The following is a 23,577-nucleotide window of genomic DNA, read 5'->3' as shown; positions in this document are numbered from 1 at the left end:
TAACAATAGGCGATAATCAGGGATTACCAGTTAACCAGATATTCTGCAGCACCTTGGTTAATATTAAAACAGGCGCTACTTCGAATGCGCAAAGGTAAAGAAAAAAATGCAATTTACTGAAAGATAGGTACTGCCTAACCAGTGAATAAGATCTAATATACCTGTAGATAATGAGTAATACAATAAAAAACAAGGATATATATAGGAAAGTACGGGCTATTTCGGGCTTACAGAAGGCAATTATCACCAGGAACGGCACCAGTAACACCCCCAAAATCTTGTTGATCAGGTAAAGAATGAAAATATAAGCATCCGCCAGCTCAGAATTCCCGAATAACCAGCCGCAGAAACGCAACATAATATATTTAAAACCATACACCACGGCCACCATCACTATTAAACCAGGTATCAGCAACCAGGGCTCCGCCTGTGGAAATACCTGCTGACGGTACAGCACCAGGTAAAAATACAGCCCCAGCGCAATAGCAAAGAAAATATTCAGCAACATGTTAGGGAAAGGCGATTGCGACAACTGGTCCTTTAACTGCCGCTGGCTCAAAGTAGGATTCAGAAATGCACGGAACAGATCCGAGAAATATTTCCGGTAAGCCAGCCGGATCACGCTCAGCACCAGCAATACCCCCGCCATCAGGTAAATGAGCCAGTCCATATTACGGTAGGGCCTTATCGGGTTGGTATCGGCAAACCGCGGTTTGCCGGGTTTCAGGAAGACGTTTTCCTGCGATATCTTCTTCAGGTAAAGATCATATGCCGATACCGGCTTTACTTTAGGTACAGCTGCCAATGCCAGGCTATCTGTTTTCAGATTTGCCGTGTCCTTCAATAGCTTTGTAGTATCCTTTTTCACCCGCGCAACAGCCGGTAAAGCAGCCCTGGTGCTGTCTCTCTTAACAGGAGCGGTACGCGCCTTCGGGCGCGATGAATCTGCAGCTGTACGGGTAATCACCGGCTTTTTCTTTACTGCCGGCCGTACCGCGGCGGAATCTGTTGTTTGTGCCAAAACGGGCAAATAACCTAAAATGAATAACAGCAGTAACCAGTTTCGCACCAGGAAAATATTTTGCAATGACTTTAAATCGGTTTTTCAATAACCCGTTTCCCACACAAAGGAATCAACGGCAATTAACAACGTCCTGCCCACATAACAAAAAGGAAACGTAATTATGATATCGCAAAGATATTAAAATAGTCCATAGTTGACCGGAGTGTAGTAAAGGGAAGAAGGTATCTTTGCGGCCAATACGGGTAAACAATCATAAAACGTTATGGCCGGAATTTATTTACATATTCCTTTTTGCAAGCAGGCCTGCTACTACTGCAATTTTCACTTTTCCACCTCGCTGTTGCAGCAGGAGGCAATGGTGAATAGCATTGTGCAGGAAATCGCCCTGCAAAAAGATTACCTCGCACAGGAGCCGGTACATACCATTTACTTTGGCGGCGGTACTCCCAGCCTGCTGAAGGAGCAGGAACTCACTGCTCTCCTGTCGCACCTGCGCGCCACGTTTGCGGTAGCAGAGGATGCGGAAATTACCCTGGAGGCCAACCCCGACGACCTTACGGCCGAAAAACTGGTGCAGCTGAAAGCCGCTGGCATCAACCGCCTGAGCATAGGCGTACAGTCGTTCCATGAAGAAGACCTCACCTGGATGAACCGCGCACACAACAGCCGGCAGGCACTGGATTGTATCAAACAGGCGCAGGACCTCGGGTTTCAGAATATCACCATCGACCTTATTTACGGAGGGCCCACGCTCACCAATGAAGGCTGGGAACAAAATGTGAAGCAGGCTATTGCACTGGGCGTTCCGCATTTATCGTGCTATGCGCTCACCGTAGAACCGGGAACGGCGCTGGATCACTTTATAAAGAAAAAGAAAATGGCCGCCACCGACCCGGACAAAGCAGCACAGCATTTTGAAATGCTGATGGAATGGCTGGGAGCCGCCGGCTACGAACATTACGAAATCTCCAATTTCGCTTTACCGGGGTGGCATTCCCGGCATAACAGCAGCTATTGGCAGGGCAAACCCTATCTCGGGCTTGGCCCGTCGGCCCACTCGTTTAACGGCACATCACGGCAATGGAACGTCGCCAACAACGCCCAATACATAAAAAGCATTGCGGCAGGTACGGTTCCTTTTGAGATAGAGTCACTCACTACAGCGATGCAGTTCAACGAATACATCATGACGTCCCTCCGGACCTCCGCGGGATGCAACCTGGAATGGGTAGCAGAGAAGTTCGGAACCGATCATACCATTCATTTACTGGCGCACAGTGAACCGTATATTAAAATGGGCCGCATAGAGCGGGTAGGGGAAGCATTACGGTTAACAAAAGCCGGTCGCTTGTTCGCAGACGGAATAGCCGGCGAGTTATTCATCTTATAAAAAATAAAAAGAGCAGCGGAGGTAATATCCCCGCTGCTCTTCTATATAAACACAGTTAATGTTAATTACCATCCCAGGATATATGCAAACATCAGCGGCGCCACAATAGTAGCATCTGATTCTACGATAAACTTAGGAGTATTGATATCCAGCTTACCCCAGGTAATTTTCTCATTAGGCACAGCACCGGAGTACGAACCATAAGAAGTAGTAGAGTCGGATATCTGGCAGAAATAACCCCAGAAAGGTACATCTGTCCATTCCAGATCCTGGTACATCATTGGTACCACACAAATCGGGAAGTCGCCCGCAATACCGCCACCAATCTGGAAGAAGCCAACGCCTTTGCCAGCGGAATTGTTGCGGTACCATTCAGACAGGTAGATCATGTATTCAATACCGCTTTTCATGGTAGACGTTTTCAGGTCGCCCTTAATGCAGTAGGAAGCAAAGATGTTACCCATTGTACTGTCTTCCCATCCCGGAACGATGATAGGAATATTTCTTTCGGCAGCTGCAATCATCCAGCTGTTCTTTGGATCAATTTCGTAGTGTTCTTTCATCACACCGCTCAGCAGGAGCTTGTACATGAATTCGTGCGGGAAATAGCGCTCACCGGCTTCTTCAGCATCTTTCCATATTTTGTAGATATGTTTCTGAATGCGGCGGAAAGCTTCTTCTTCCGGGATACAGGTATCCGTAACGCGGTTAAAGCCCTGCTCCAGCAGATCCCATTCTTCCTGCGGGCTCAGATCACGGTAGTTAGGTACTCTCTTATAATGTGTATGCGCTACCAGGTTCATGATATCCTCTTCCAGGTTGGCGCCTGTGCAGGAAATGATATCCACTTTACCCTGACGGATCATTTCCGCGAAAGAAATGCCCAGTTCAGCCGTACTCATCGCACCGGCCAACGTCACCATCATTTTACCACCTTCCAGTAAATGTGTTTCATATCCTTTGGCAGCATCCACCAATGCGGCTGCATTAAAGTGGCGGTAATGGTGCTGGATAAATTGAGAAACAGGTCCCTTATTCATGTCATTTAATCATTTATACATTAACAGTCTGGCTAATAAAGCCTTAACAGGTGGCAAAGTTAAGATAATTTTTGCAGGGGCAAGGGCGTGGGGATAAAACAAAAAGGCCCAGGGTAAATGCCCCGGGCCTTGTATTTTTAACACTACTAAAACTAAGCTTTTTTCAAACGGCTGTATACTTTCATATTGGCGTCTGTATCGGTTTTGATGACAGTCCAGGTATCAGTACTTTCCAGCGTTACAAAATATACTACATTATCTGAAGACGCATATTCCACTACGCAGTAAATGCTTGTGTTAGGATACTTTTTATTCAGTTTGCTGAGTACTTTCAGTGGCAGCTGTTCTGCCTGCAGGTACCGGGAAGTAGCCAGCAGGGTACCATCTTCCTTGAAGAAGGCAGTCACCTTGGTGTTACTCATGGTAAACTTGGCGGTAAAGGTTTTGTTATCGTCCGTGTACCACTTTACATCGGTAGCACCGTTGAAAGAATCATGGAAAGTACTGTTGATCTTGTTGTTAACAGTAGTTTCATAAGGGCTTGCGAAAAGCACATTGGCACTTAACACGAGCGCTGCGCTGACTAATAAAATAAGTTTTTTCATGGCGGAAAAAATTTATGGTGATTGTAATTTTTTTTGTTTTGATAAGTCAAAGCTACACCCGGAAGTGCCCAGTGGTCAAGGCATACTTTACTGATGGGGGCACATGATTAGTTGGGCTATCCGTTAATGAACGTCCGCCTGACCGGTGGCGGACATACGGCCATACAGACCAGCCATAGCCTGTTTGTTGGTGCCAACCTGCCAATGTTGCTTGGGCGAGAGTTAAGAAATTGTTAAAATGGATAAGGTTTTTCAGCGGTTGACCGGCCACTGCCAATTGCCGCATAAATGTGTATCTTGAGATGATGAATCACCTGGCCCATGCTTACTTGTCTTTCCGCCAACCGGAACTGATCACCGGTAACCTCATTGCAGATTTTGTAAAGGGCCGGAAAAACATGGCTATCTATACAGAAGGCATCCAGCAGGGCATCCGGATACACCGGGCTATCGACAACTTTACTGACCAACATCCGGTAACGGGCAGGGCTAAACAATTTTTCAGGCCGTCCTGCGGATTATACAGCGGCGTGTTCACGGACCTGGTATATGATCATTTCCTGGCCATTGACCCCGAGCGCTTTACAAACGATTCCCTGTATTCGTTTGCCCGTTACGTTTATAGTGAGATTAACCAGCGCGCAGACCAGCTGCCGCCGGCTTTTTTGCAGATGTTTGAACATATGCAGGCGTACAACTGGCTCTATAACTACCATACTACAGAAGGAATTTCCAAATCCATCAGGGGAGTAGCCCGCCGGGCCAGGTACCTGGAAACCGATGGCAACATTGTATTTGCTGTGTTTATGGAACACTATGCCGCCCTGAAAGAATGTTACCAGGATTTCTTCCCTGAGCTGCAAACTTATGTGGAAGAACTGTTACAAACCGAAAACCGCTAACGGCTTGTTAAATGAGAGAACTACGCTTTTCAGATTCCTTAAAAAAAAGTAGGTTTGCCGCCAATAATCTATAAAAGAAATAAAGCTTTCCAGGATGATGAAAAAAGTTCTCCTTTTTGCCTTTGTAGCAGGTTTAATCAGCTTAAGCGCTGCTGCACAGGATAAAAAACTACCTCCACTTGATGCCAGCCCGATGGATATGGCGTATTACCCTGTAATGTATCCCTATGTTGTAAAAGTAAAAGGCGAACCCGGAACACTGGTAGCCAGAGTAATTTACAGCCGCCCGCAAACCAAAGGAAGGGATATCTTCGGGAACCTGGAAGAATACGGTAAAATATGGCGACTGGGCGCCAACGAGGCCACAGAAATAGAGTTCTTCCGGCCCGTGATCATCGCCGGTAAAAACATCCCGAAAGGACGTTATACCCTCTACGCCATTCCAACAGAAAAAACCTGGACCATCATTCTGAACAAAGACACCGACGTATGGGGAGCTTTCAAATATGATCAGAAAAAGGATGTGGTAAGAACTGCCCTCCCGGTATTGTCGCTGGATACGCCTGTAGAAGCATTTACGATGGTGTTTGAAAAAGGAGATCCGGGCGCCAATCTCATTATCGCCTGGGATAAAGTAAGCGTAAGCCTCCCTATTAAATGGTACGAGGGTTCCGCTGTTCCAAAAAAGAAATAAACCTTACATTATAAAATGCCGCCGGGGCGGGGTAAAAGCAGTGTTCTCCTGCTTTTGCTCCGCCCCGGTAACGTTTATACGAAAACTGTTTACACAGTGGTTGCTGTAAAAAGAAAAAGCGGTAAGAATACCGCCTTAAGAATTTTAACCATATCCTATGAAAAACCTGAAACGAATTTAGCCGGTTTATCCATATCCGTTAGTACCTAATTGGTGAACGATATAAAAATGTTCGTAAGCGTCGAATTTTATGCGATCATATTTTAATATATGCTAAAATGGACAAGTTTGCCCTTCATCAATTGGCCAATCTCCAATCGCAAAAACTGGAGTATATTTGGAAACCATCAGAAATTGATCATTCTAAACTATTTAAGACATGAAGCTGGGTACTAAACTCATACACGCAGGTGTAGCTCCCGATCCGTCTACCGGCGCTATTATGACGCCGATCTTTCAAACATCTACCTATGTACAAAGTGCGCCAGGGGTGCATAAGGGCTATGAATACGCCCGGACGCAGAATCCTACCCGCGACGCCCTTCAGAACGCATTGGCAGCCATTGAAAACGGTACGCATGGCATTTCTTTCGGCAGCGGACTGGCAGCTACAGACGCAGTCATGAAACTCCTGAGCCCCGGCGACGAGGTAATTGCCACCAACGACCTTTACGGCGGCACCTACCGGATCTTTACCAAAGTGTTTGAACGATACGGTATCCGGTTCAATTTCATCGACATGTCTGATGCCCGGAACATAGAAGCCCATATTACCCCCAAAACCCGGATGATATGGCTGGAAACACCTACCAACCCGCTTTTAAAAATCATAGATATTGCGGCCTGTGCAACGATAGCCCGTAAAAGTGAAGTGATACTTTGTGTAGATAATACCTTTGCATCGCCTTACCTCCAGAATCCGCTGGACCTGGGCGCTGATATCGTGCTGCATTCGGCCACCAAATACCTTGGAGGCCACAGCGATGTAGTTCACGGCGTCGTGATTGTAAAAAATGAAGACCTCGCCAAACAGCTGTATTTTATCCAGAACAGCTGCGGCGCTGTTCCCGGTCCGCAGGATTGCTTCCTGGTGCTCCGCGGTATCAAAACCTTACACGTACGCATGCAACGCCATTGTGAAAACGGCGTAATAGTAGCCAATTTCCTCCGCAACCACCCCAGAGTGGATAAAGTATACTGGCCCGGATTTACAGACCATCCAAATCATGATATTGCCAAACAACAGATGAGAGGCTTCGGAGGTATGATGTCCTTTACATTAAAAGATGATAGCATAGAGTCAGCAAACCGGATCCTGAGCAACACACATTTATTTGCCCTGGCAGAATCGCTGGGAGGGGTAGAGTCGCTGATAGGCCATCCCGCCAGCATGACACACGCCTCCATTCCACGCGCAGACAGAATAAAGAACGGACTCGCAGACTCCCTGATCCGGCTAAGCGTGGGTATTGAAGACGCAGATGACCTCACTGAAGACCTCGCAAAAGCCATCGGGTGAGTAATAGATTTTAATTCTTATGCGGTAAAAATTATCTTTACCGGGAGCGTAAATATTTATCCTAACCATGTCCAGAGCCTCTTTATATCTGAATTGAAGATTCCGGTGTAAAAAGGCTTGTGGTAATACACGTGATTAAACTTATGAAGATCCAGAAACTAAGGGAGTTTTTAGATGCCAAGGCAGCATACTATAATCACCCGGACTTTATAGCTAATGATCCTATTAGCATACCACACCGGTTCACTGTATTGCAGGATATCGAAATCGCCGGCCTTTTTGCAGCTATACTGGCATGGGGAAACCGTACCAGTATTATCAATAAATGCACGGAACTAATGAAAATGATGGATGATTCGCCGTACGATTTTATCCGTCATCACCAACCGCGGGATCGTATGAAATTACTTTCCTTCTGCCACCGTACTTTCAACGGCCTGGATCTGCTGTATTTTGTAGAGTTCCTCCAGCATTATTACACCAATGTAACATCGCTGGAATTTGCCTTCAGTGCCCACATCACCCCGCAGGATGAAAATGTGGAAAAAGCACTGATCGGATTCCGGAAAGTGTTTTTTGCACTGGAACACCCGGAAAGAACAGTTAAGCACATCGCCACACCGGCAAAGAACTCTGCCTGCAAGCGATTGAATATGTATTTGCGCTGGATGGTGAGAAATGACGAAAATGGCGTGGATTTTGGGCTCTGGCAGCACATATCACCTTCGCAACTGGTATGCCCGATGGATGTACACGTGAGCAGAGTGGCCACCAGGCTGGGAATCATTGCCGAGCCAAAGGCCGACTGGAAAACAGCCACCGCCCTTACACACCAGTTGAAGAAACTGGATCCTGACGATCCTGCCAAATATGATTTCGCCTTGTTTGGCCTCGGGGTGATCGAAAAATATGTCTGATAAAATAAAAAATGATAATGAAAAGAATCCTGGGACTGATTGCAATGGTAGTAACACTGTCTTTATCCGTTAAAGCACAGGAATATGTAGCCCTGAACTATACCTTCAACAAAGGAGAGCTATTTGAACTGGAACAGAAAAGCAGGAGCGAAACCTATATGACGGTGAATGAAATTGTACAAAGAACTACCCGCGATTACAACAATATCATTACTATGGAGGTAACTTCCGTGGAACCAGGCAAAACCATCCTTACTTTCCGTTACAAAGATCTGAAATTCAATTTCAATGCTAAAAATCAGAACATCTTTGTAGATGCAAAGGTCACCAAACAGGAAGAACCCTTCCAGGCAGGACTGAAAAAAGTGCTGGACCAACCCTTTACCGTGGAAATACAAACCACCGGGATCATTAATAAGGTAGACGGACTGGAAACTATCCTGGACAATGCCGCCGGCGCTTTCAGCACCCTTAAAAAAGATGAACAGGAAGCCTACAGGAAACTGATGAAAGACCAGTTCGGAACAGATGCTTTCCAGAGCTGGCTGGAACAACTGCTGATTATGTACCCCGCACATGGTATTAAAACCGGTACACAGTGGGAGGAAAATGTTCCGCTGCGCGGTGGCCTGGTAGGCCGGATAGACCTCTACTGGAATCTGCAGACATGGGACACACAAACTGCAAAAATCGGCGGTACTTCAAAAATCAATACCGATAAAGTACAGATGCTCACCCTGGATGATGGCATCAAAGCTACCGCAGAAATCAGTGGTACCACCTCTTCCAATTACCTGATTAACCGCAGCAGCGGCTTACCCAGCATCTGTGTACAAAATACCGATATGTCCGGTAACTACACCTACAAAGCCGATAAAGCAAAACGTATAAAGCACGACCTGAAAGTACCGGTGAAAGTAGTTACCAATGCCTCCTACAAGATAAAACAAATGAAATAATGACCGCACAGCCAGCGCAATATCTCCAGGAAACAGCGGCCTGGACGCGGGACAACTTCGAAATAAGTGTACCCGTGAATGTTAGCTATGAACTACTGGAAGAAATACTGGCGGAGAAACTGCAGCAACTGATCAGCGAAAACTTCTCCCGGTTTATATTCCTGCTTTACCGCACAGATGTAGCGGAAAAAAAAGTAAAAGGAATACTGGAAGATGCCGCCGCTACAGGGGAAGACCCTTACAAGCCCATTGCGGCACTCATTATAGAAAGACAACTGCAAAAGATTACTTCCCGGGCCACATACAAACAAAACGACCTGCCCGATGATGAAGAAAGATGGTAAAAGAAGAAGGGGTGATACTAAGCGTCACCCCTTCTTCTTTAATTTAAAATGTCAGTTCCTTCACTTTTTCCTTGTCTTCCTTTTCCTTTTCCAGGTCAAAGAAAGTTCCGAATACATGATCCCATACGGAAGAACTTACGCCAAAACCTTTGTCCTCACTTTTATAATGATGGAGGTGATGGTTACGCCACAACGGCTTCATAAACCGTAAAGGCGGGTTCCACGCATGAATGGCATAGTGCATGCTGCCATAGATCAAGTACCCCAGGATAAAGCCGGGGAAAAACATAAACGTGATTTCACGCAGGAAGATATATTGCACACCAAAAATGGCGGACGCGAGTATCAGGCTTGGCACCGGAGGCATAAATAAACGCTGCTTGTCTCTCGGGTACTCATGGTGGTTACCATGCATTACATAAATAAAGCGTTGCACCCTGGGGCTGTCGCTCGCAAAGTGAAACAAAAACCGGTGCATGATATACTCAAAAAATGACCAGAATAACATGGCCCCAACGAATATACCTGCTACTGAACCGGGTGTAAAGCCGAGGGTATTGTGGCTATAGTAAAGCATGTAGCCAATAATGGGCAAATATAGCCCCCAGATCACCAATGGATGCGTTTTGGTAAGCATCTCAAGATACTGGCTCTCAAATAATCTTGCCTGTCCTTTGTTCTTAATCTTTTCAAACTTCATAACTCCCAAATTTTAGAGTGCAGTTACGGGATATGAATAAAACCTTCCTTATCTACCCTGGCAGCCGTCTCAAAAATGATGCGCATTTTGAAGATGTCTGTCGTTATCGAACGCAAAAATACAACGTTCATGCATTATTTCGCTCACTATACTACTCTATAAGGCTATAAATAATATTTATCCCCTCTGTCAATCTTTATAGTTTATCTTAAAATTATGCAGGTCAGGTTTATACTTCCGCCTGCGTTGTAATTCATACCTGTAAATTATTTCCCCCACTTCTTTAAAAAAGGGGTGTCCATCCTCCTCATATTCGTATTTATCATCATTCAAAATACCATCCCTGTTTACATAAATATTCCCTGTAAGCATAAACTCCACCTGGTTCTTAAAGTCAACGATATAGGCCACATCAGTAAGGAAACCGTAAGACCAGCCAGCTTTATTAAATACACGTATATACGGCGGAATGTTCTTTTTACCGGCCTTGAAAAAAAAGAATTTTGTGAAACTGTCGTAATACTCCGCAGTGTCGTACTTCGGCCACAAAGTTTCGGACGGATATTGCGACATATAACGATATAAAAAACGGTAATCATCTTCCGAAATATCAAACCGCTGTGACGCCGGCACACTGGCAGGAAATAACACCGACTGCAGCATCTGTTGTAAATCTGTAAGCGGCAGGTTGTTATGTTTGGTAAAGTCCATCGGCATTAATACCAGCCTGTCGTTCTTATCCAGGTAACCATGCCCCAGCGTTACCTTCCGGCTGTAATCAAAGGTCAGGGTATCATATGCAGCCGGCTGCTCGTATACCAGCTTCCCGTTATCCACAAAACGCACAGGGTTGGTGTGGCGGTTTTCTTCTTCGGTAAGCGGCATAAACCGGCGCACAATGCGTACATCTTTATACCCTTTTGCCCATAACTTTTCGTGAATGGTTTGCTGACCTACAAATTCATACAACCGGTTATAGGCATCGTTATCACTGACAAGAAATATTTTTTTGATATAGTGCTCCACCGATGGCAACAAATTACTGGCAGAACTATCTGTGTGCACGGTCACCTGCCCCTGCCAGGCGCTATCCGTAAGCATAGGCGTATTCCTGTGAAGGCCGGGAGCCCGCAATTCATGCATCTTTTCCAGCGCCAGCAAAGCAATGGGCAGCTTCACCGTACTGGCAGGATTGAAATATTTATTGCCATCCACTTCCAGGTAATAGCTCTTAAAATGAGGTCTGTTATGGGCATCCCGGTCAATTTGCGTATAAATAAGCTGGCAGCGGAACGAATCAGGGTATTGCAGTACATGCCGGAGAGCCGGAGGCGCCTCACGGTCCAGCAGGTTTTTCAGCAGCGTATCTGTGCGGGGTTGTGCCTGCACAACGAATATTTGGCCATACATCAGGAGTAGCAGCAAACAGCAACGCATATTGGTGGTTCTGTTTATAAATATAAAGTAATTCGCCGGCAGCACACAAAAAAATAGCCAACGCTTTTAACCGCCATTCTTATATTTGATCCTTCATACAACCAGAACAATTACCAAACCATGAAACTAGTAAGTTATTTAAGAGAAGAAACAGATCAACTGGCCATCCTGGTGGACGGACTGTTATACAATACGCAGGAACTATACCCGGATCTGCCCAATAATATGGGCATGTTCCTGATGATGTGGGAAGATGTGATAGACATCGCCAAACGTGCAGACGCACTGCTGAAAGAAGGCAAAAACCCCAGCTCTGCTATCGGTATTCCCGTAAACAGCGTACAGCTGCTGTCGCCCGTACCTTTCCCCACTTCCTGCAGGGACGGATATGCTTTCCGGCAGCACGTTGCCGCGGCACGCCGCAACCGCAAGGTGCCCATGATCCCGGAGTTCGACCAATACCCGATTTTCTATTTTACCAATCATAACGCAATCCAGGGCCCCGGCGAAATTGTATGTATGCCCGACCATTTCGAAAAACTGGATTTTGAACTGGAAGTGGCCATCGTAATCTGTAAGGCAGGCCGTAACATCACCGCCGCGGAAGCAGACGATTATATCGGCGGATACATGATCATGAACGACATGAGCGCACGTACCCTCCAGATGGAGGAAATGCTGCTTAACCTGGGTCCCGCCAAAGGCAAGGATTTCAGCACCGTAGTAGGGCCCATGCTGGTTACTGCCGATGAACTGGAACCCTTGAAAGTACCCGCGAAAGACGGACATACCGGCAATAACTTCAACCTGAAAATGACCTGCAAGGTAAACGGCATCCCTGTAAGCGAAGGCAATATGGGCGATATGGACTGGACCTTTGCTGAAATTGTGGAACGTTGCGCCTATGGCGTAAACATTCTGCCCGGCGATATTATTGGCAGCGGCACCGTGGGCACCGGCTGCTTCCTGGAACTGAACGGTACCGGCAAACTGAATGATCCGGACTACACCGAACAATGGCTGCAACCCGGCGATGTAGTGGAAATGGAAGTAACCGGCTTAGGCTCCTTATCCAATACTATTGTAAAAGAAGATACAGACTTCTCCCTGCTGGCCCTTAAGAAAAAAGCATAACCATGCAGATAGATCCATCACAGGTAAAAACAAGTGAGCTGCATGCTTACCTCCTGGGTGCGGTATCACCCCGCCCCATTTGCTTTGCCAGTACAATTGATGCGGATGGCCAGCCAAACCTGTCGCCCTTCAGCTTCTTTAATGTGTTTGGCTCCAATCCTCCTACACTGATCTTTTCACCATCGCGGCGTGTACGCGATAATACGGTAAAGCATACACTGGAAAATGTATACGCCACCAAAGAAGTGGTGATCAACATGGTAAGCTATGATATGGTGCAGCAGGCATCTCTATCTAGCTGCGAATATCCCGCTGGTGTAAATGAATTTGAAAAAGCCGGCTTCACCCCATTGAAATCTGAAAAAGTACAGCCGTTCCGGGTAAAAGAAAGCCCGGTACAAATGGAGTGTATTGTAAGAGAGATCATTGAAACAGGGCAGGGCGGTGGCGCCGGCAACCTGGTGATCTGCGAACCGGTAATGCTGCACATCAACGAAAACATACTGGATATCAACGGCAAAATAGACCCGCACAAAATAGACCTGGTAGCCCGTATGGGCGGCGACTATTATTGCCGCGCCTCCGGTGATGCCGTGTTCGAGGTAGCCAAACCCAATACCAAACTGGGTATCGGCGTAGATGCGTTACCGTTGGCTATCCGGAATAGCCGTATCCTTACCGGTAACAACCTGGGGCAACTGGGCAATGTTCATGAAGTTCCTTTTGTGGATGCCACCTTTAATGATGATCATCTCAAAAATATTATCCAGTATTACAGCATAACACCGGATGAAATGGAAAAAGAACTGCACTACTATGCAAAGAAATTACTGGACGAAGGAAAAGTAGCCGCAGCATGGCAGGTATTACTGGCCGGCAGCTATTAAGCCGCAAAATAAAAAAGGAAAGGGGCCGAGATGATGATCTCTGCCCCTTTCCTTTTTTATCAGTAATATTATTTTGCACCAAATACCTTCTTCAGCAGGTCGGTAGTTCTGGCTGCAGGATTGGCGCGAATAGCCAGTTCCTCTTTTGCTATCTGGTCAAATAAAGCATTTACGGCCATTGTGGTTACGTAGTCCTGTAAATCAGGGTTTACTTTATTGAAGGTAGTAGGCAGCTTGTTATAATTATTTACGATATCCGCATAATAACGGGTAGCGCTGGTGCTGTCGAGCGATTTCTTGATCACCGGCATGAACGCGGTTTTCAGCGAATCGGTTGTTTTGCTTTTAAAGAAATCGGTGGCAGATGTGTTTCCACCTTTCACCAGGTTCACTGCGTCGGTGAGGGTCATTTGTTTGATGGCGCCTACGAAGATAGGAGCGGCATAACCCACTGCTTTTTCCGCGGAACGGTTAATTTGCAGGATGGCCTTATCTACCTGGCTACCCAAACCAATAGCCCGTAAGGTGTTACCAATTTTCACTGCATCTTCTGGCAGTAATAACTTATATACATCACTTCCAAAGAAACCATCTTTTTTATTCAGCTTTGCAATACCGGCAGCCACCCCTTTAGCCAAAGCTTCCTTAATACCGGAACCTGCATCAGATTCAGTTAACCCGGCGAGGGAAGTACCACTACCGGTACTTGTGCTGCTACTCTTGTTTGTGGCGGTTTCCAGCTGTTTACCCAGCTTCTTCAGGAATTGGGCCTGGGTAGCCTGCAGACTAAAAAAGCCCAGCAGTACCAATAATGAACGTTTAAGCATAGTGTTATTATAAATATTAATATCTTTCAAAAGTATAAATTATTCGTGTAAAGTCAACAGTGGTATATGGGTTTGATACGCCAGTTTTGAAGTACGGCTGCGCTTGAAGATGCTTTCAAATAATCCGTGTTTTTTGGGAATTGTAAGAATAAGATCTGCTTTATTCTCTTCGGCAAATTCCACAATTCCCGCTACTACATTGGGATTATCGATGAAATGGTACTCCGGGTGGAAATCTTCCAGCAGGGTATCCAGCATCAGCGTTTCAAAAGGTGTATCGGTGCTGAAATGCCTGCTTTCATGATCTATATTGATTACATGCAGTTCCGCGTTAAAAATATGCAATAGTTTCTTTAGTGGTTCTACCGGTGTGGTTTCCGCCACTTTCCGCAGATCCGCTGCAAAAACAATCTTTTCTATGGGTTTATATTTTGCAGACCCGGGAACGATCAGCACCGGGTAGCTCGTATTTTTCACTACATCAATTGTATTGGAACCAACCAGTACTTCTTCCAGTTTACTGCCACCGGTAATGCCCATTACAATCAGGTCCACTTCTTCATTTTTACATACATCCTCAATAGTGGCGGCCAGCAAAGTGTTGTCTGCACGGGCCAGCAGCGTAGTGCCTTCCTGGATGAGGGACGTCAGCTCTGCTTTCATTTTCTCCAGACCTTCAAGGCTGGCATCTCTCAGATCATCCGGATTTACCATTGGAATCATGGTAGGCACATCGGGGATAGGTACAATCAGCTCATATGCGTGGTACAATACAATGCGGGTAGCCCCTAAACTGTTTCCCAGGGCAATAGCGTAGGTAGCTGCATTATAAGCGGTATCAGAAAAATCAGTAGGTACTAAAATTGTTTTCATATGGGCTAATTTTAAGATACTAATAAGCACTACTTAAAGTTAACGATGTGCATTGGTATATGAACGCTTTATGAAAATTTAATGCCACATTTACATTGTATAAAACAAAAAGGCGGATGACCATAGCCATCCGCCTTTTTATTTTTATTAAGATGATTTTATTTCTGTTGTTCCGGCTTCATCTGCGGGAAGAAGAGTACATCCTGGATAGATGGCTGGTTTGTCATTAGCATGGTTAAGCGGTCGATACCGATACCGATACCGGAGGTAGGTGGCATACCATATTCCAGGGCGCGTAAGAAATCGTAGTCGATGTACATGGCTTCATCATCGCCGCGTTCCATCAGTTTCACCTGTTCTTCAAAACGTTCGCGCTGATCAATAGGATCATTCAGCTCACTGTAGGCATTGGCAATTTCCTTACCGTTTACCATCAGCTCAAAACGTTCTACCAAACCTGCTTTGCTGCGGTGCTTCTTGGTGAGCGGGCTCATTTCTACCGGATAATCGGTGATGAAAGTAGGCTGGATATAATTGCCTTCGCATTTTTCACCAAAGATCTCATCTATCAGTTTGGCTTTGCCGAACTTGGCGTCCACGTGGATACCCAGTTGCTTACATGCGTCGCGCAGCTGTGCTTCATCCATAGCGGCAATATCCAAACCGGTATGTTCCTGTATGGCCTCATACATAGACACCCGGCGGAATGGCGCTTTAAAATCAATGGTTTTGTCGCCTACCTGTACAATGGTGGTGCCATGTAAGGTGAGGGCAATTTTCTCCAGCAGCGATTCTGTGGTGCGCATCATCCACTCATAGTCCTTGTAGGCTGCGTACATTTCCATTACGGTAAATTCCGGGTTATGGGTACGGTCCATTCCTTCGTTGCGGAAATCTTTTGCAAACTCGTACACCCCTTCAAAACCGCCTACGATGAGGCGTTTCAGGTATAACTCATTGGCTATACGAAGATAGAGCGGCATATCCAGCGCATTGTGGTGCGTAACAAACGGACGGGCAGTAGCACCGCCGGGGATAGGCTGCAGGATAGGCGTTTCTACTTCCAGGTAACCCAGGTTATTATAGAAGTCGCGGATCGTTTGCATCATCCGGGTACGCTTGATGAACACCTCTTTTACTTCGGGGTTAATCACCAGGTCCACGTAACGCTGACGGTATTTGAATTCCGGATCGGTTACCTCATCAAATACTTCCCCTTCTTTAGCCTTTACTACCGGCAGGGGACGCAGTGATTTGGACAGAATGGTGATTTCCTTTGCATGGATGGAGGTTTCACCGGTTTTGGTGATAAAGGCGTAGCCTTTTACACCTATAAAGTCGCTGATATCCAGCAGTTTCTTGAATACGGTATCGTACATGGATTTATCTTCCCCGGGGCAGATGTCGTCCCGGCGGATATATACCTGGATGCGGCCTACGCTGTCCTGGATAACGGCAAATGCCGCCTTACCCATATCACGAACGCTCATAATACGGCCTGCCAGGCATACTTCCTGGAATTGTTCCTTTGTTTCTTCCGAATAATTGGCTTTTATGTTTACGGAAGTATCATTAACCGGGTATTCAGCTGCAGGGTAGGGGTCTATACCTAGGTTATGCAGTTCCTGTAATTTTTCCCGGCGTATAATCTCTTGCTCAGATAATTGTGTCATGTAGTAATTTAATTGCACTAATGGAGTGCAAAAATAGTAAAAAGGGCTGTAAGACTACAGCCCTCTTATTTTTTGACCATATCCTATGAAAACCAGACTAAAGATAACCGCTTCCACTGCTATTTGCAGCCCCAATTAACCGTCGCGGGGAAATCTTTCATATCTGGTGGTATTTGACCTGTTGCCGGTTTGCGGGGGCTGCCCGTTTGTGTAAATTGTGAGCGCTATTTTTCAGTTATGCTTATTTTCGTCCGCTAACGACAACAAAACAACCACCTGATATCTTACAAATGATGAGAAGCGAACAATGGTTAAAACCAACCACTATCAGCAGTGTAGGCTTACTGCTGCTGACTGCCCCCTGTTTAAAGGCCCAGCAAAAGCAGGACCTTACCTATGAACAGGCTTTTAAAGGCAAAGCAACCCATATCACCAAACCATTACCGGCCATCCGCGACTGGGCTGATGGAGAACATTACCTGGAAATGCGCCCTGATGCGGCTAATGGCCGCATGCAGGCATGGTCTGTAGATGCACGCACCGGCAAAGCCACCATTTACACAGCACCGGTAGATGGCCCCAGTGTAGAAGTACGCGAAAAAGATGTGTTCTATAAAGCGGCTGATGGCAGCACCGTGCGGCTGACCAACGATGCTGCAGAAGAAAAAAATCCAACCCTTTCGCCGGATGGGAAATATGTGGCATTTACCCGCAACAATGACCTCTACAGCGTGGAAGTAGCTACCAAAAAAGAAACCCGCTACACTACCGATGGTTCTGATGTAATATACAATGGTTGGGCATCCTGGGTATATTATGAAGAAATCCTGGGCCGGCCTACGCATTACCGCGCTTTCTGGTGGAGTCCCAACAGCAGGCAGATCGCCTACATGCACTTTGACGATACCAAAGTGCCCGTATTCCCTATCTATAGCGAGAAAGGCCAGCACGGATACCTGGAAAACACGCGCTATCCTAAAGCCGGCGATCCCAACCCAGCTGTGAAAGTAGGCGTGGTCCCCGTTACCGGCGGCGCCACCATTTGGGCCGATTTCAACGAAAACGACGACCAGTATTTTGGTACGCCCTTCTGGACCGACGATAGCCAGCAACTATGGATGCAATGGATGAACCGCGGGCAGGACAACCTGAAAATATACAGCATCAACCCTCAAAGCGGCGTCAAAAAGGAAATCTATGATGAAAAACAAAAAACCTGGATCGATTGGTTCGATGCCGTTCCTTTTGTGCAAAACAATCACGGTTTCCTGCTGCAAAGCGATAAAACCGGTTGGTCGCACCTCTACCTCCATAATATGGATGGTTCCCTGAAAAAACAACTGACCTCCGGCAACTGGACCGTGAAAGAAGTTCTGCAGATAGACGATAAGAATCAGCTGGTATACTTCACCGCCCGTAAAGAAGCGTCTACCCGTTTCGACCTGTATAAGGTGAGCATGAAAACCGGTGCACTTACCCGTTTAACCAACGGTAACTATAATAATGTGATCAAACTGGCGCCTGGAGGTAAATACTTTATTACTACTTATTCCAACCTGCAAACGCCCTCAAAAATGGCCCTGCTGGACAATAATGGTAAACTGGTGCGGGAACTTGGCGACAGCAAAGGAGAAAATTTTAACGATTACAACCTCGCCCAAACAACGCTGAAAACATACAAAACCCGCGACGGACTGGAACTTCCACTCACTATTACCATGCCGCTGCATATGGAACCAGGTAAGAAATATCCAATTCTGATCAGCATTTATGGCGGCCCTAATGCCGGTACCGTTTATGATACCTGGAAATATGGTAATGTACAACAGTGGTGGGCGCAGGAAGGTGTAATCCAGGTGGCTATTGATAACCGCAGCAGCGGACAGCTCGGCAAAATGGGCATGAGCTATATTCACCGCCAGCTGGGTAAACATGAAATAGAGGATTATATGGACGCCGCTATATGGCTCCGTTCCCAGCCCTGGGCCGATAGTAGCAAAATATGTATGACCGGCGGCAGTTTTGGCGGTTACATGACCTGCATGGCCCTCACCTATGGCGCCGATGTATTTAACTATGGCATGGCTAACTACGCGGTAACCGACTGGCAGCTGTACGACAGCCACTATACCGAACGCTATATGGATACCCCGGCAGAGAATCCCGAAGGTTACAAGGCTACTTCAGTAATAACCTACGCCGATAAATATAAAGGACTGATCCGTATTGTACACGGTACAATGGATGATAACGTGCACATGCAGAACTGCATCCAGCTGATCGATAAACTGGAAAATCTTAATAAGCATTTTGAATTTATGCTGTATCCGGGCGAACGTCACGGATGGGGTGGCTTAAAAAGTGTGCATTCTTCCGGTGAATCTTACCGGTTTATTTATAATAACCTGCTGGATAAACCTTATCCTGCACTGTTCAGTAAGTAAGTACAACACTATAAAATAGCATTACGGCTTGACATACAGATATACGCTTGTATCTGTATGTCAAGCCGTAATGTTGTTAATGAGTTTTGGAAAATTACCGGAGAAGAGAAGGCAGAGGGAAAAATAGGACTTCAGAAAAAAGAAACAGGGCTGCAAGACTACAGCCCCGAAAAATTTTAACCATATCTTTATTGAAAAACCTATACCAAAGGTGGCCGATTTTTATCATACTGCGATGGCCATTCTAGTGAATGATATATTTTATCCGGTAAACGTATCAAAAGTGAAGGTGAACGTATGAGGGCAAAAAACACTTCATGATAAGCTGGTATGCGAGTATAATCCCACAATAAATTGATTATCAGCCTAACTAGATGTTTAAACAGTTATTTTACCCTTTTTCGGGGTCTGGTGGGTAAAAAGCAAAAAAAAGGGCTGGTAAGAATACCGCCCTTGTAATAATTTTAACCATATCCTATGAAAAACCTAGAACAAAGATATACTGCCGATTTTAGTAATAGGTTTCATTTCCGTGAACGATGTATTATTGTTCGTAAACTGATGATAATGGATAACGTCTTATTATATTATTTTAATAATAATATTATTAAAATTTAGAATTATATAATTTAAATATCTATTACTACCTGATAATAAGATAGAAGAAGTATTTTCCGGGTTTATTTATAAATCCAATTAAGCTATACGTTGCCCGTTGACCACTTTCATATCCGGCTGAAGTAACACAATTTCCTTGTTATCGCCCACTGCACCCAAAACAAGGCATTCCGACATAAAGTTTGCGATTTGCTTTGGCGGAAAATTCACCACCGCCACAATTTGCTTTCCAACCAGGTCCTCTTTCCGGTAAAGACGGGTAATCTGGGCAGACGATTTCCTGATCCCGGTTTCCGGGCCAAAATCTATTACCAACTGATAAGAAGGATTACGGGCTTTGGGAAAATCGTTTACTTCCAGGATAGTGCCTACTCTCATTTCAACTTTTTCAAAATCGGGCCAGCTGATAGTTTCCATGCGCTAATTTTTTCGGCCAATATAGCCATCCCGGTTGTTGTTAGCAAGTTTAAAACAAAGCTTTGTACAGGGGCAGTCGTCTGTATTCCATTATTTGAGGTTTTGGTATCATAAGATGCCTACATAACAATGATTGTATTCAAATGTTATGAACGGTAGTAAACAATGCGCAAAACCCGGCAAACTGGCATAATTATTGACTTTTTATCCCAAATTTTAGGTTAAAAAATAGGTTAAAGCGAAAGAACCCCACCTGCAGAGGTGGGGTTCTTTCGTGTATATATTCACGTTAGTGATATCAGTTGAGGGCGGCGGTGCTGTCCTGGACAGTAATAGGACCACTAACCTTTAGTATTTTCTTTTCGCTGAAGTCCTGGTTAGCTTCCAGTCCCCATCCATGCAACGAGTCGGTAGGCGTTTTAATAAACACTTCTTTTGTAGAGTAGAAGATCTTTCTCTTGGGATCCCAGTTCAGTTCTTTGGTATCCAGCCGCTCTCCCTTCTTATTAATTACAATCACGCTATCTGACAGGAATACGTCTCCGTCATCTTCCATAAATTTTCCCTTCTTGGCCGATAGTGTACTTTCCAGCCCCAGGCTATCATTATACATAAACACTTTCAGCCCGTTATTAAAGGCCACATAGGTTGGCTTATCCAAACCACGCTCCATAGTGGGGCCCATTAATTTTGCATTTACCTTTCCGCCCTGGCTGAATATGATCACGATATCCTGCCCGTTTTCCGTGGCTGCTTTTTTGGAATCCAGCTCCATCACGGCATCAATATCGTTTTCGCAGCTACTAACGGCAATGGCTATTATAAAAAATAAAATGGCTCTTTTAATCATTTGAATGGATAATACTTCAAAGATAGGAATTCGCTTTCAGCTTCCTTTAAAACGAAGCGGAGATATAAGCGTAGTCCGTATTTAAACTTAGCTTATATCTCCGCTGCATGTATATGTGCAAAAAAGTTATTCGTATTTACGTTTGATAAACCATTTATCACTCAGGGTAAAGCCCAGTGATATACGGTAAATGTTTTCTTTCAGTACGGTTTCGTTATTACCGCGGTGAGCTACTTCAAACGCCAGGTTGATCATACTGTACTGGTTGGAGTAAGGCATGCGGCGCACAGGCAAACCAGCACCTACTGTGAAGCCCAAAGTAGGCATATTCACACCTTGAAGCTGGAGGTAGTCTTTTCCGTAGTAACCACCCAGGCGATACGCTACCCGGTTCCAGTAACCGCTCAGTGCAGTTGCATTGGGTACAAACTGTCCACCGACAGCCAGCTTCCAGGAATTCTGCAGGGAATCTTTGTTACCGAAATTTTTATAATTCTCCCACTGGCTGGAATTAAAGTCTACCCCGATCATCCATTTATCAAATTTACGGAGCATGATACCTGCGCCAAATTCCTGCGGAAATACCACAGTTCCCCTGTCGCCTTTTGTATACTTAACGGTATCCTGTGTAACGTAGTTATTGGAAGATGCATCAAACTGCACGGTTTCATTAAGTATTTCCTGGCGGGCATTCATGTTCTGCTTCAAACTTCCGGAGGCGCCAAATGTCAGGTCCATATCCGATTTCAGCTTAGCCCTGTACTGTACACCCACTTTATAAAAAAAGCTGTTGTAGGTAGTACGGAACATACGGTGGGAAGCATACATGGTGGGATCCGGGAAGGTGAGGCGGGTATTGTTTTCGATGTTGCCAAAAAGATAACCCAGGTTTACCCCAACGCTGAAGTGGCCAAAACGCACACCAGTACCGGCATATAGTTGGTAAAGACCGCCGCTGCCTTCGTATTTGCTGGTCAGTGGAACCCTCAGTGTGTCAAAGAAAGTACCGTTACCTGATTCCTGGATGTTATAGGATACCCTTGTTACCGGGCGCAGCCCCAGGTTCAAGCCCCATTTGTTGGTAATCAGCGGAATACCCAGCTGCAGGTAAGAGAGGGTACCGAATCCGGAACTAAATTTTGATCCCTTGTCGTTAATAGAGCGGGCGCCGCCTTCCACTCCCACGTCAAATGTGGTGAGCAGCAGGCTGGAGTAGCTGGCCGGATTAATAAAGTTGACTGATTGCGGATCACTATAAGCCTGAGAAACGCCTCCCATTCCACGGTTTACCGTGTTCTGGTTATTATGCAGATCTCCTAATCCGTAGCGGGAGTATGGTGAGTTGTCCTGTGCGATAGCCTTATTTGCCAATAGAAAAAAACTTCCAAGCAGGCAAAGAATACTGACTTTTGTCCAATGCATTTAGTATCAGAATTGAGTTTAAGCCCTTATTCCAGTGAAAATATGGGTCTGCAAATATCTACTTTTTAAGGCGGGAAGCAAAAAAATCCAAAAAACCACCTGTTAAATGCACGTTAAAGTTGCGGTCTTGATGCCCTGAAAAGCAAGTCAGACGGGCATCTTCATAAAAATTATAAATTGTCGGCAGATAAGTTCCTGAAGTGACCATTCAATAAAACCCGCTCTTTCAGCCTTTCCATCTCCGCCATCATGGGAATTACCTTGTGTAAATGGCGCTTCAGGTACTCCAGTCGCTGCGCTTCGTAGAAAAGGTGAAGCATTTCATATTCCTCATCCAGCGATAGCCCGGCATGGTGCGCCAGATCGTAGGAACTGAGCTGGCTGTCTTCTTTTTTAAACGATTTATGGATCTGGAGAATAGCATGCAACTCCCGGACACCGTGCAATACCTCCTGCAGTAACCGGTTATTGCCGGCTTCATTATTCTCCGGGTAATTTACAATGGCGCCGGCGTACAGTTTCTCCGGGATCTCGGAAACATGCTCCAAAATGCGAAAAACACTGTCTCCGACGGTAATTATGTCCATTTCCCCGCTCTCATATATTTTTTCTACCTTTTTTATTTGGACGAGTGTTCCATATTCCATAATTTTTTTATTTATTACAACTGGAATACCAAATGGCTTTTGCTCGGCCAAACAGGCTGCAATTAATTGCTTGTACCGGGGCTCAAAAACATGCAGATTTAACTGCTCTCCCGGATACACTACAATTCCAAGCGGAAATATGGAGATAAAATTCGTCATCTGTATTAATTATTCGCCATCGGACTGACGACCAATATACGCCAGGAAGATAAATTTATCTGGAAATGGCCGAAAGATAATTATCGCTTTTTCGT

21 protein-coding genes and 1 pseudogene are annotated in these 23,577 nt (G+C 45.5%); 10 read left to right on the top strand and 12 right to left on the bottom strand.

Annotation, left to right across the window (positions count from 1 at the left end; translation table 11 throughout):
* Positions 1–16 precede the first annotated feature (16 nt).
* A complete protein-coding gene (locus tag PV783_RS04515; RefSeq protein ID WP_420987255.1) occupies positions 17–1,069 on the bottom strand; it encodes a DUF4271 domain-containing protein in 1,053 nt (350 codons plus the stop codon).
* Positions 1,070–1,286: 217 nt separating this feature from the next.
* Between PV783_RS04515 and hemW the strand changes: the two genes are divergently transcribed.
* Positions 1,287–2,414: a radical SAM family heme chaperone HemW gene (gene hemW / locus PV783_RS04510; RefSeq protein ID WP_420987254.1), complete on the top strand. Its 1,128-nt coding sequence runs from the start codon at positions 1,287–1,289 to the stop codon at positions 2,412–2,414.
* 65 nt (positions 2,415–2,479) lie between these two features.
* On the opposite strand, the gene PV783_RS04505 is transcribed toward hemW, so the two are convergent.
* Both PV783_RS04505 and PV783_RS04500 read right to left on the bottom strand, forming a co-directional pair.
* Entirely contained in the window at positions 2,480–3,454 is a 975-nt protein-coding gene (locus PV783_RS04505; RefSeq protein ID WP_079469911.1) for a deoxyhypusine synthase family protein, read from the bottom strand.
* Positions 3,455–3,606: 152 nt separating this feature from the next.
* The gene (locus tag PV783_RS04500; RefSeq protein WP_079469912.1) at positions 3,607–4,059 is read right to left on the bottom strand and encodes a hypothetical protein; all 453 of its coding nucleotides are present in this window, start codon (positions 4,057–4,059) and stop codon (positions 3,607–3,609) included.
* 302 nt (positions 4,060–4,361) lie between these two features.
* Between PV783_RS04500 and PV783_RS04495 the strand changes: the two genes are divergently transcribed.
* The 6 genes from PV783_RS04495 to PV783_RS04470 all read left to right on the top strand — a co-directional run bounded on the left by PV783_RS04495 (position 4,362) and on the right by PV783_RS04470 (position 9,394).
* Positions 4,362–4,961 carry an ACP phosphodiesterase gene (locus PV783_RS04495; protein WP_420987253.1) on the top strand — a complete coding sequence of 200 codons (600 nt, stop codon included), beginning with the start codon at positions 4,362–4,364 and terminating at the stop codon, positions 4,959–4,961.
* A 97-nt stretch (positions 4,962–5,058) separates the two neighbouring features.
* Positions 5,059–5,655: a DUF2911 domain-containing protein gene (locus PV783_RS04490; protein ID WP_336387779.1), complete on the top strand. Its 597-nt coding sequence runs from the start codon at positions 5,059–5,061 to the stop codon at positions 5,653–5,655.
* Positions 5,656–6,034: 379 nt separating this feature from the next.
* A complete protein-coding gene (locus tag PV783_RS04485; RefSeq protein ID WP_420987252.1) occupies positions 6,035–7,174 on the top strand; it encodes a cystathionine gamma-synthase in 1,140 nt (379 codons plus the stop codon).
* Between the two features lie 143 nt (positions 7,175–7,317).
* A complete protein-coding gene (locus PV783_RS04480; protein ID WP_111577076.1) occupies positions 7,318–8,091 on the top strand; it encodes a TIGR02757 family protein in 774 nt (257 codons plus the stop codon).
* A gap of 17 nt (positions 8,092–8,108) precedes the next feature.
* Positions 8,109–9,050: a DUF6263 family protein gene (locus PV783_RS04475; RefSeq protein WP_420987251.1), complete on the top strand. Its 942-nt coding sequence runs from the start codon at positions 8,109–8,111 to the stop codon at positions 9,048–9,050.
* A complete protein-coding gene (locus PV783_RS04470) occupies positions 9,050–9,394 on the top strand; it encodes a hypothetical protein (RefSeq protein ID WP_079471746.1) in 345 nt (114 codons plus the stop codon). Before PV783_RS04475 ends, PV783_RS04470 begins: the two co-directional genes overlap by 1 nt.
* A gap of 43 nt (positions 9,395–9,437) precedes the next feature.
* Here PV783_RS04470 and PV783_RS04465 read toward each other — a convergent pair whose 3' ends face one another.
* Complete coding sequence (locus PV783_RS04465; protein WP_079471745.1) at positions 9,438–10,094, bottom strand: sterol desaturase family protein; 657 nt, start codon at positions 10,092–10,094, stop codon at positions 9,438–9,440.
* 189 nt (positions 10,095–10,283) lie between these two features.
* Complete coding sequence (locus tag PV783_RS04460; RefSeq protein WP_336387777.1) at positions 10,284–11,531, bottom strand: serine hydrolase; 1,248 nt, start codon at positions 11,529–11,531, stop codon at positions 10,284–10,286.
* A 120-nt stretch (positions 11,532–11,651) separates the two neighbouring features.
* On the opposite strand from PV783_RS04460, the gene PV783_RS04455 reads away from it, so the two are divergent.
* Positions 11,652–12,665, top strand: a complete 1,014-nt coding sequence (locus tag PV783_RS04455; RefSeq protein ID WP_420987250.1) for a fumarylacetoacetate hydrolase family protein — start codon at positions 11,652–11,654, stop codon at positions 12,663–12,665.
* A 2-nt stretch (positions 12,666–12,667) separates the two neighbouring features.
* Positions 12,668–13,105, top strand: a pseudogene (locus PV783_RS04450) (flavin reductase family protein); the annotation flags it as partial.
* Positions 13,106–13,620: 515 nt separating this feature from the next.
* Here the strand turns inward: PV783_RS04450 and PV783_RS04445 are convergent.
* The 3 genes from PV783_RS04445 to lysS all read right to left on the bottom strand — a co-directional run bounded on the left by PV783_RS04445 (position 13,621) and on the right by lysS (position 16,925).
* Positions 13,621–14,379 (bottom strand): DUF4197 domain-containing protein, encoded by a 759-nt coding sequence (locus PV783_RS04445; protein ID WP_079471800.1) that lies wholly within the window; start codon positions 14,377–14,379, stop codon positions 13,621–13,623.
* A gap of 39 nt (positions 14,380–14,418) precedes the next feature.
* On the bottom strand, positions 14,419–15,252 hold the full coding sequence (locus PV783_RS04440) for a universal stress protein (RefSeq protein WP_420987249.1): 834 nt from the start codon (positions 15,250–15,252) through the stop codon (positions 14,419–14,421).
* A 158-nt stretch (positions 15,253–15,410) separates the two neighbouring features.
* The gene (lysS, locus tag PV783_RS04435; RefSeq protein ID WP_079471741.1) at positions 15,411–16,925 is read right to left on the bottom strand and encodes a lysine--tRNA ligase; all 1,515 of its coding nucleotides are present in this window, start codon (positions 16,923–16,925) and stop codon (positions 15,411–15,413) included.
* 293 nt (positions 16,926–17,218) lie between these two features.
* On the opposite strand from lysS, the gene PV783_RS04430 reads away from it, so the two are divergent.
* Positions 17,219–19,369, top strand: a complete 2,151-nt coding sequence (locus PV783_RS04430) for a DPP IV N-terminal domain-containing protein (RefSeq protein WP_420987248.1) — start codon at positions 17,219–17,221, stop codon at positions 19,367–19,369.
* A 696-nt stretch (positions 19,370–20,065) separates the two neighbouring features.
* Here the strand turns inward: PV783_RS04430 and PV783_RS04425 are convergent.
* From PV783_RS04425 to PV783_RS04410, 4 genes are all read right to left on the bottom strand, one after another.
* Positions 20,066–20,404, bottom strand: a complete 339-nt coding sequence (locus PV783_RS04425) for a tRNA-binding protein (RefSeq protein WP_079471739.1) — start codon at positions 20,402–20,404, stop codon at positions 20,066–20,068.
* Positions 20,405–20,702: 298 nt separating this feature from the next.
* Positions 20,703–21,254: an LPS export ABC transporter periplasmic protein LptC gene (gene lptC, locus PV783_RS04420; RefSeq protein WP_079471738.1), complete on the bottom strand. Its 552-nt coding sequence runs from the start codon at positions 21,252–21,254 to the stop codon at positions 20,703–20,705.
* A 126-nt stretch (positions 21,255–21,380) separates the two neighbouring features.
* Complete coding sequence (locus PV783_RS04415; protein ID WP_133256123.1) at positions 21,381–22,676, bottom strand: hypothetical protein; 1,296 nt, start codon at positions 22,674–22,676, stop codon at positions 21,381–21,383.
* Between the two features lie 170 nt (positions 22,677–22,846).
* Entirely contained in the window at positions 22,847–23,482 is a 636-nt protein-coding gene (locus tag PV783_RS04410; RefSeq protein WP_079471736.1) for an LON peptidase substrate-binding domain-containing protein, read from the bottom strand.
* Between the last annotated feature and the right edge of the window lie 95 nt (positions 23,483–23,577).

The organism is Chitinophaga sp. CC14, assembly GCF_048957795.1.
GTDB lineage: Bacteria > Bacteroidota > Bacteroidia > Chitinophagales > Chitinophagaceae > Chitinophaga > Chitinophaga ginsengisegetis.
Note: the sequence above shows the minus strand (reverse complement) of the source record. Positions and strands in the feature narration are given on the sequence as shown.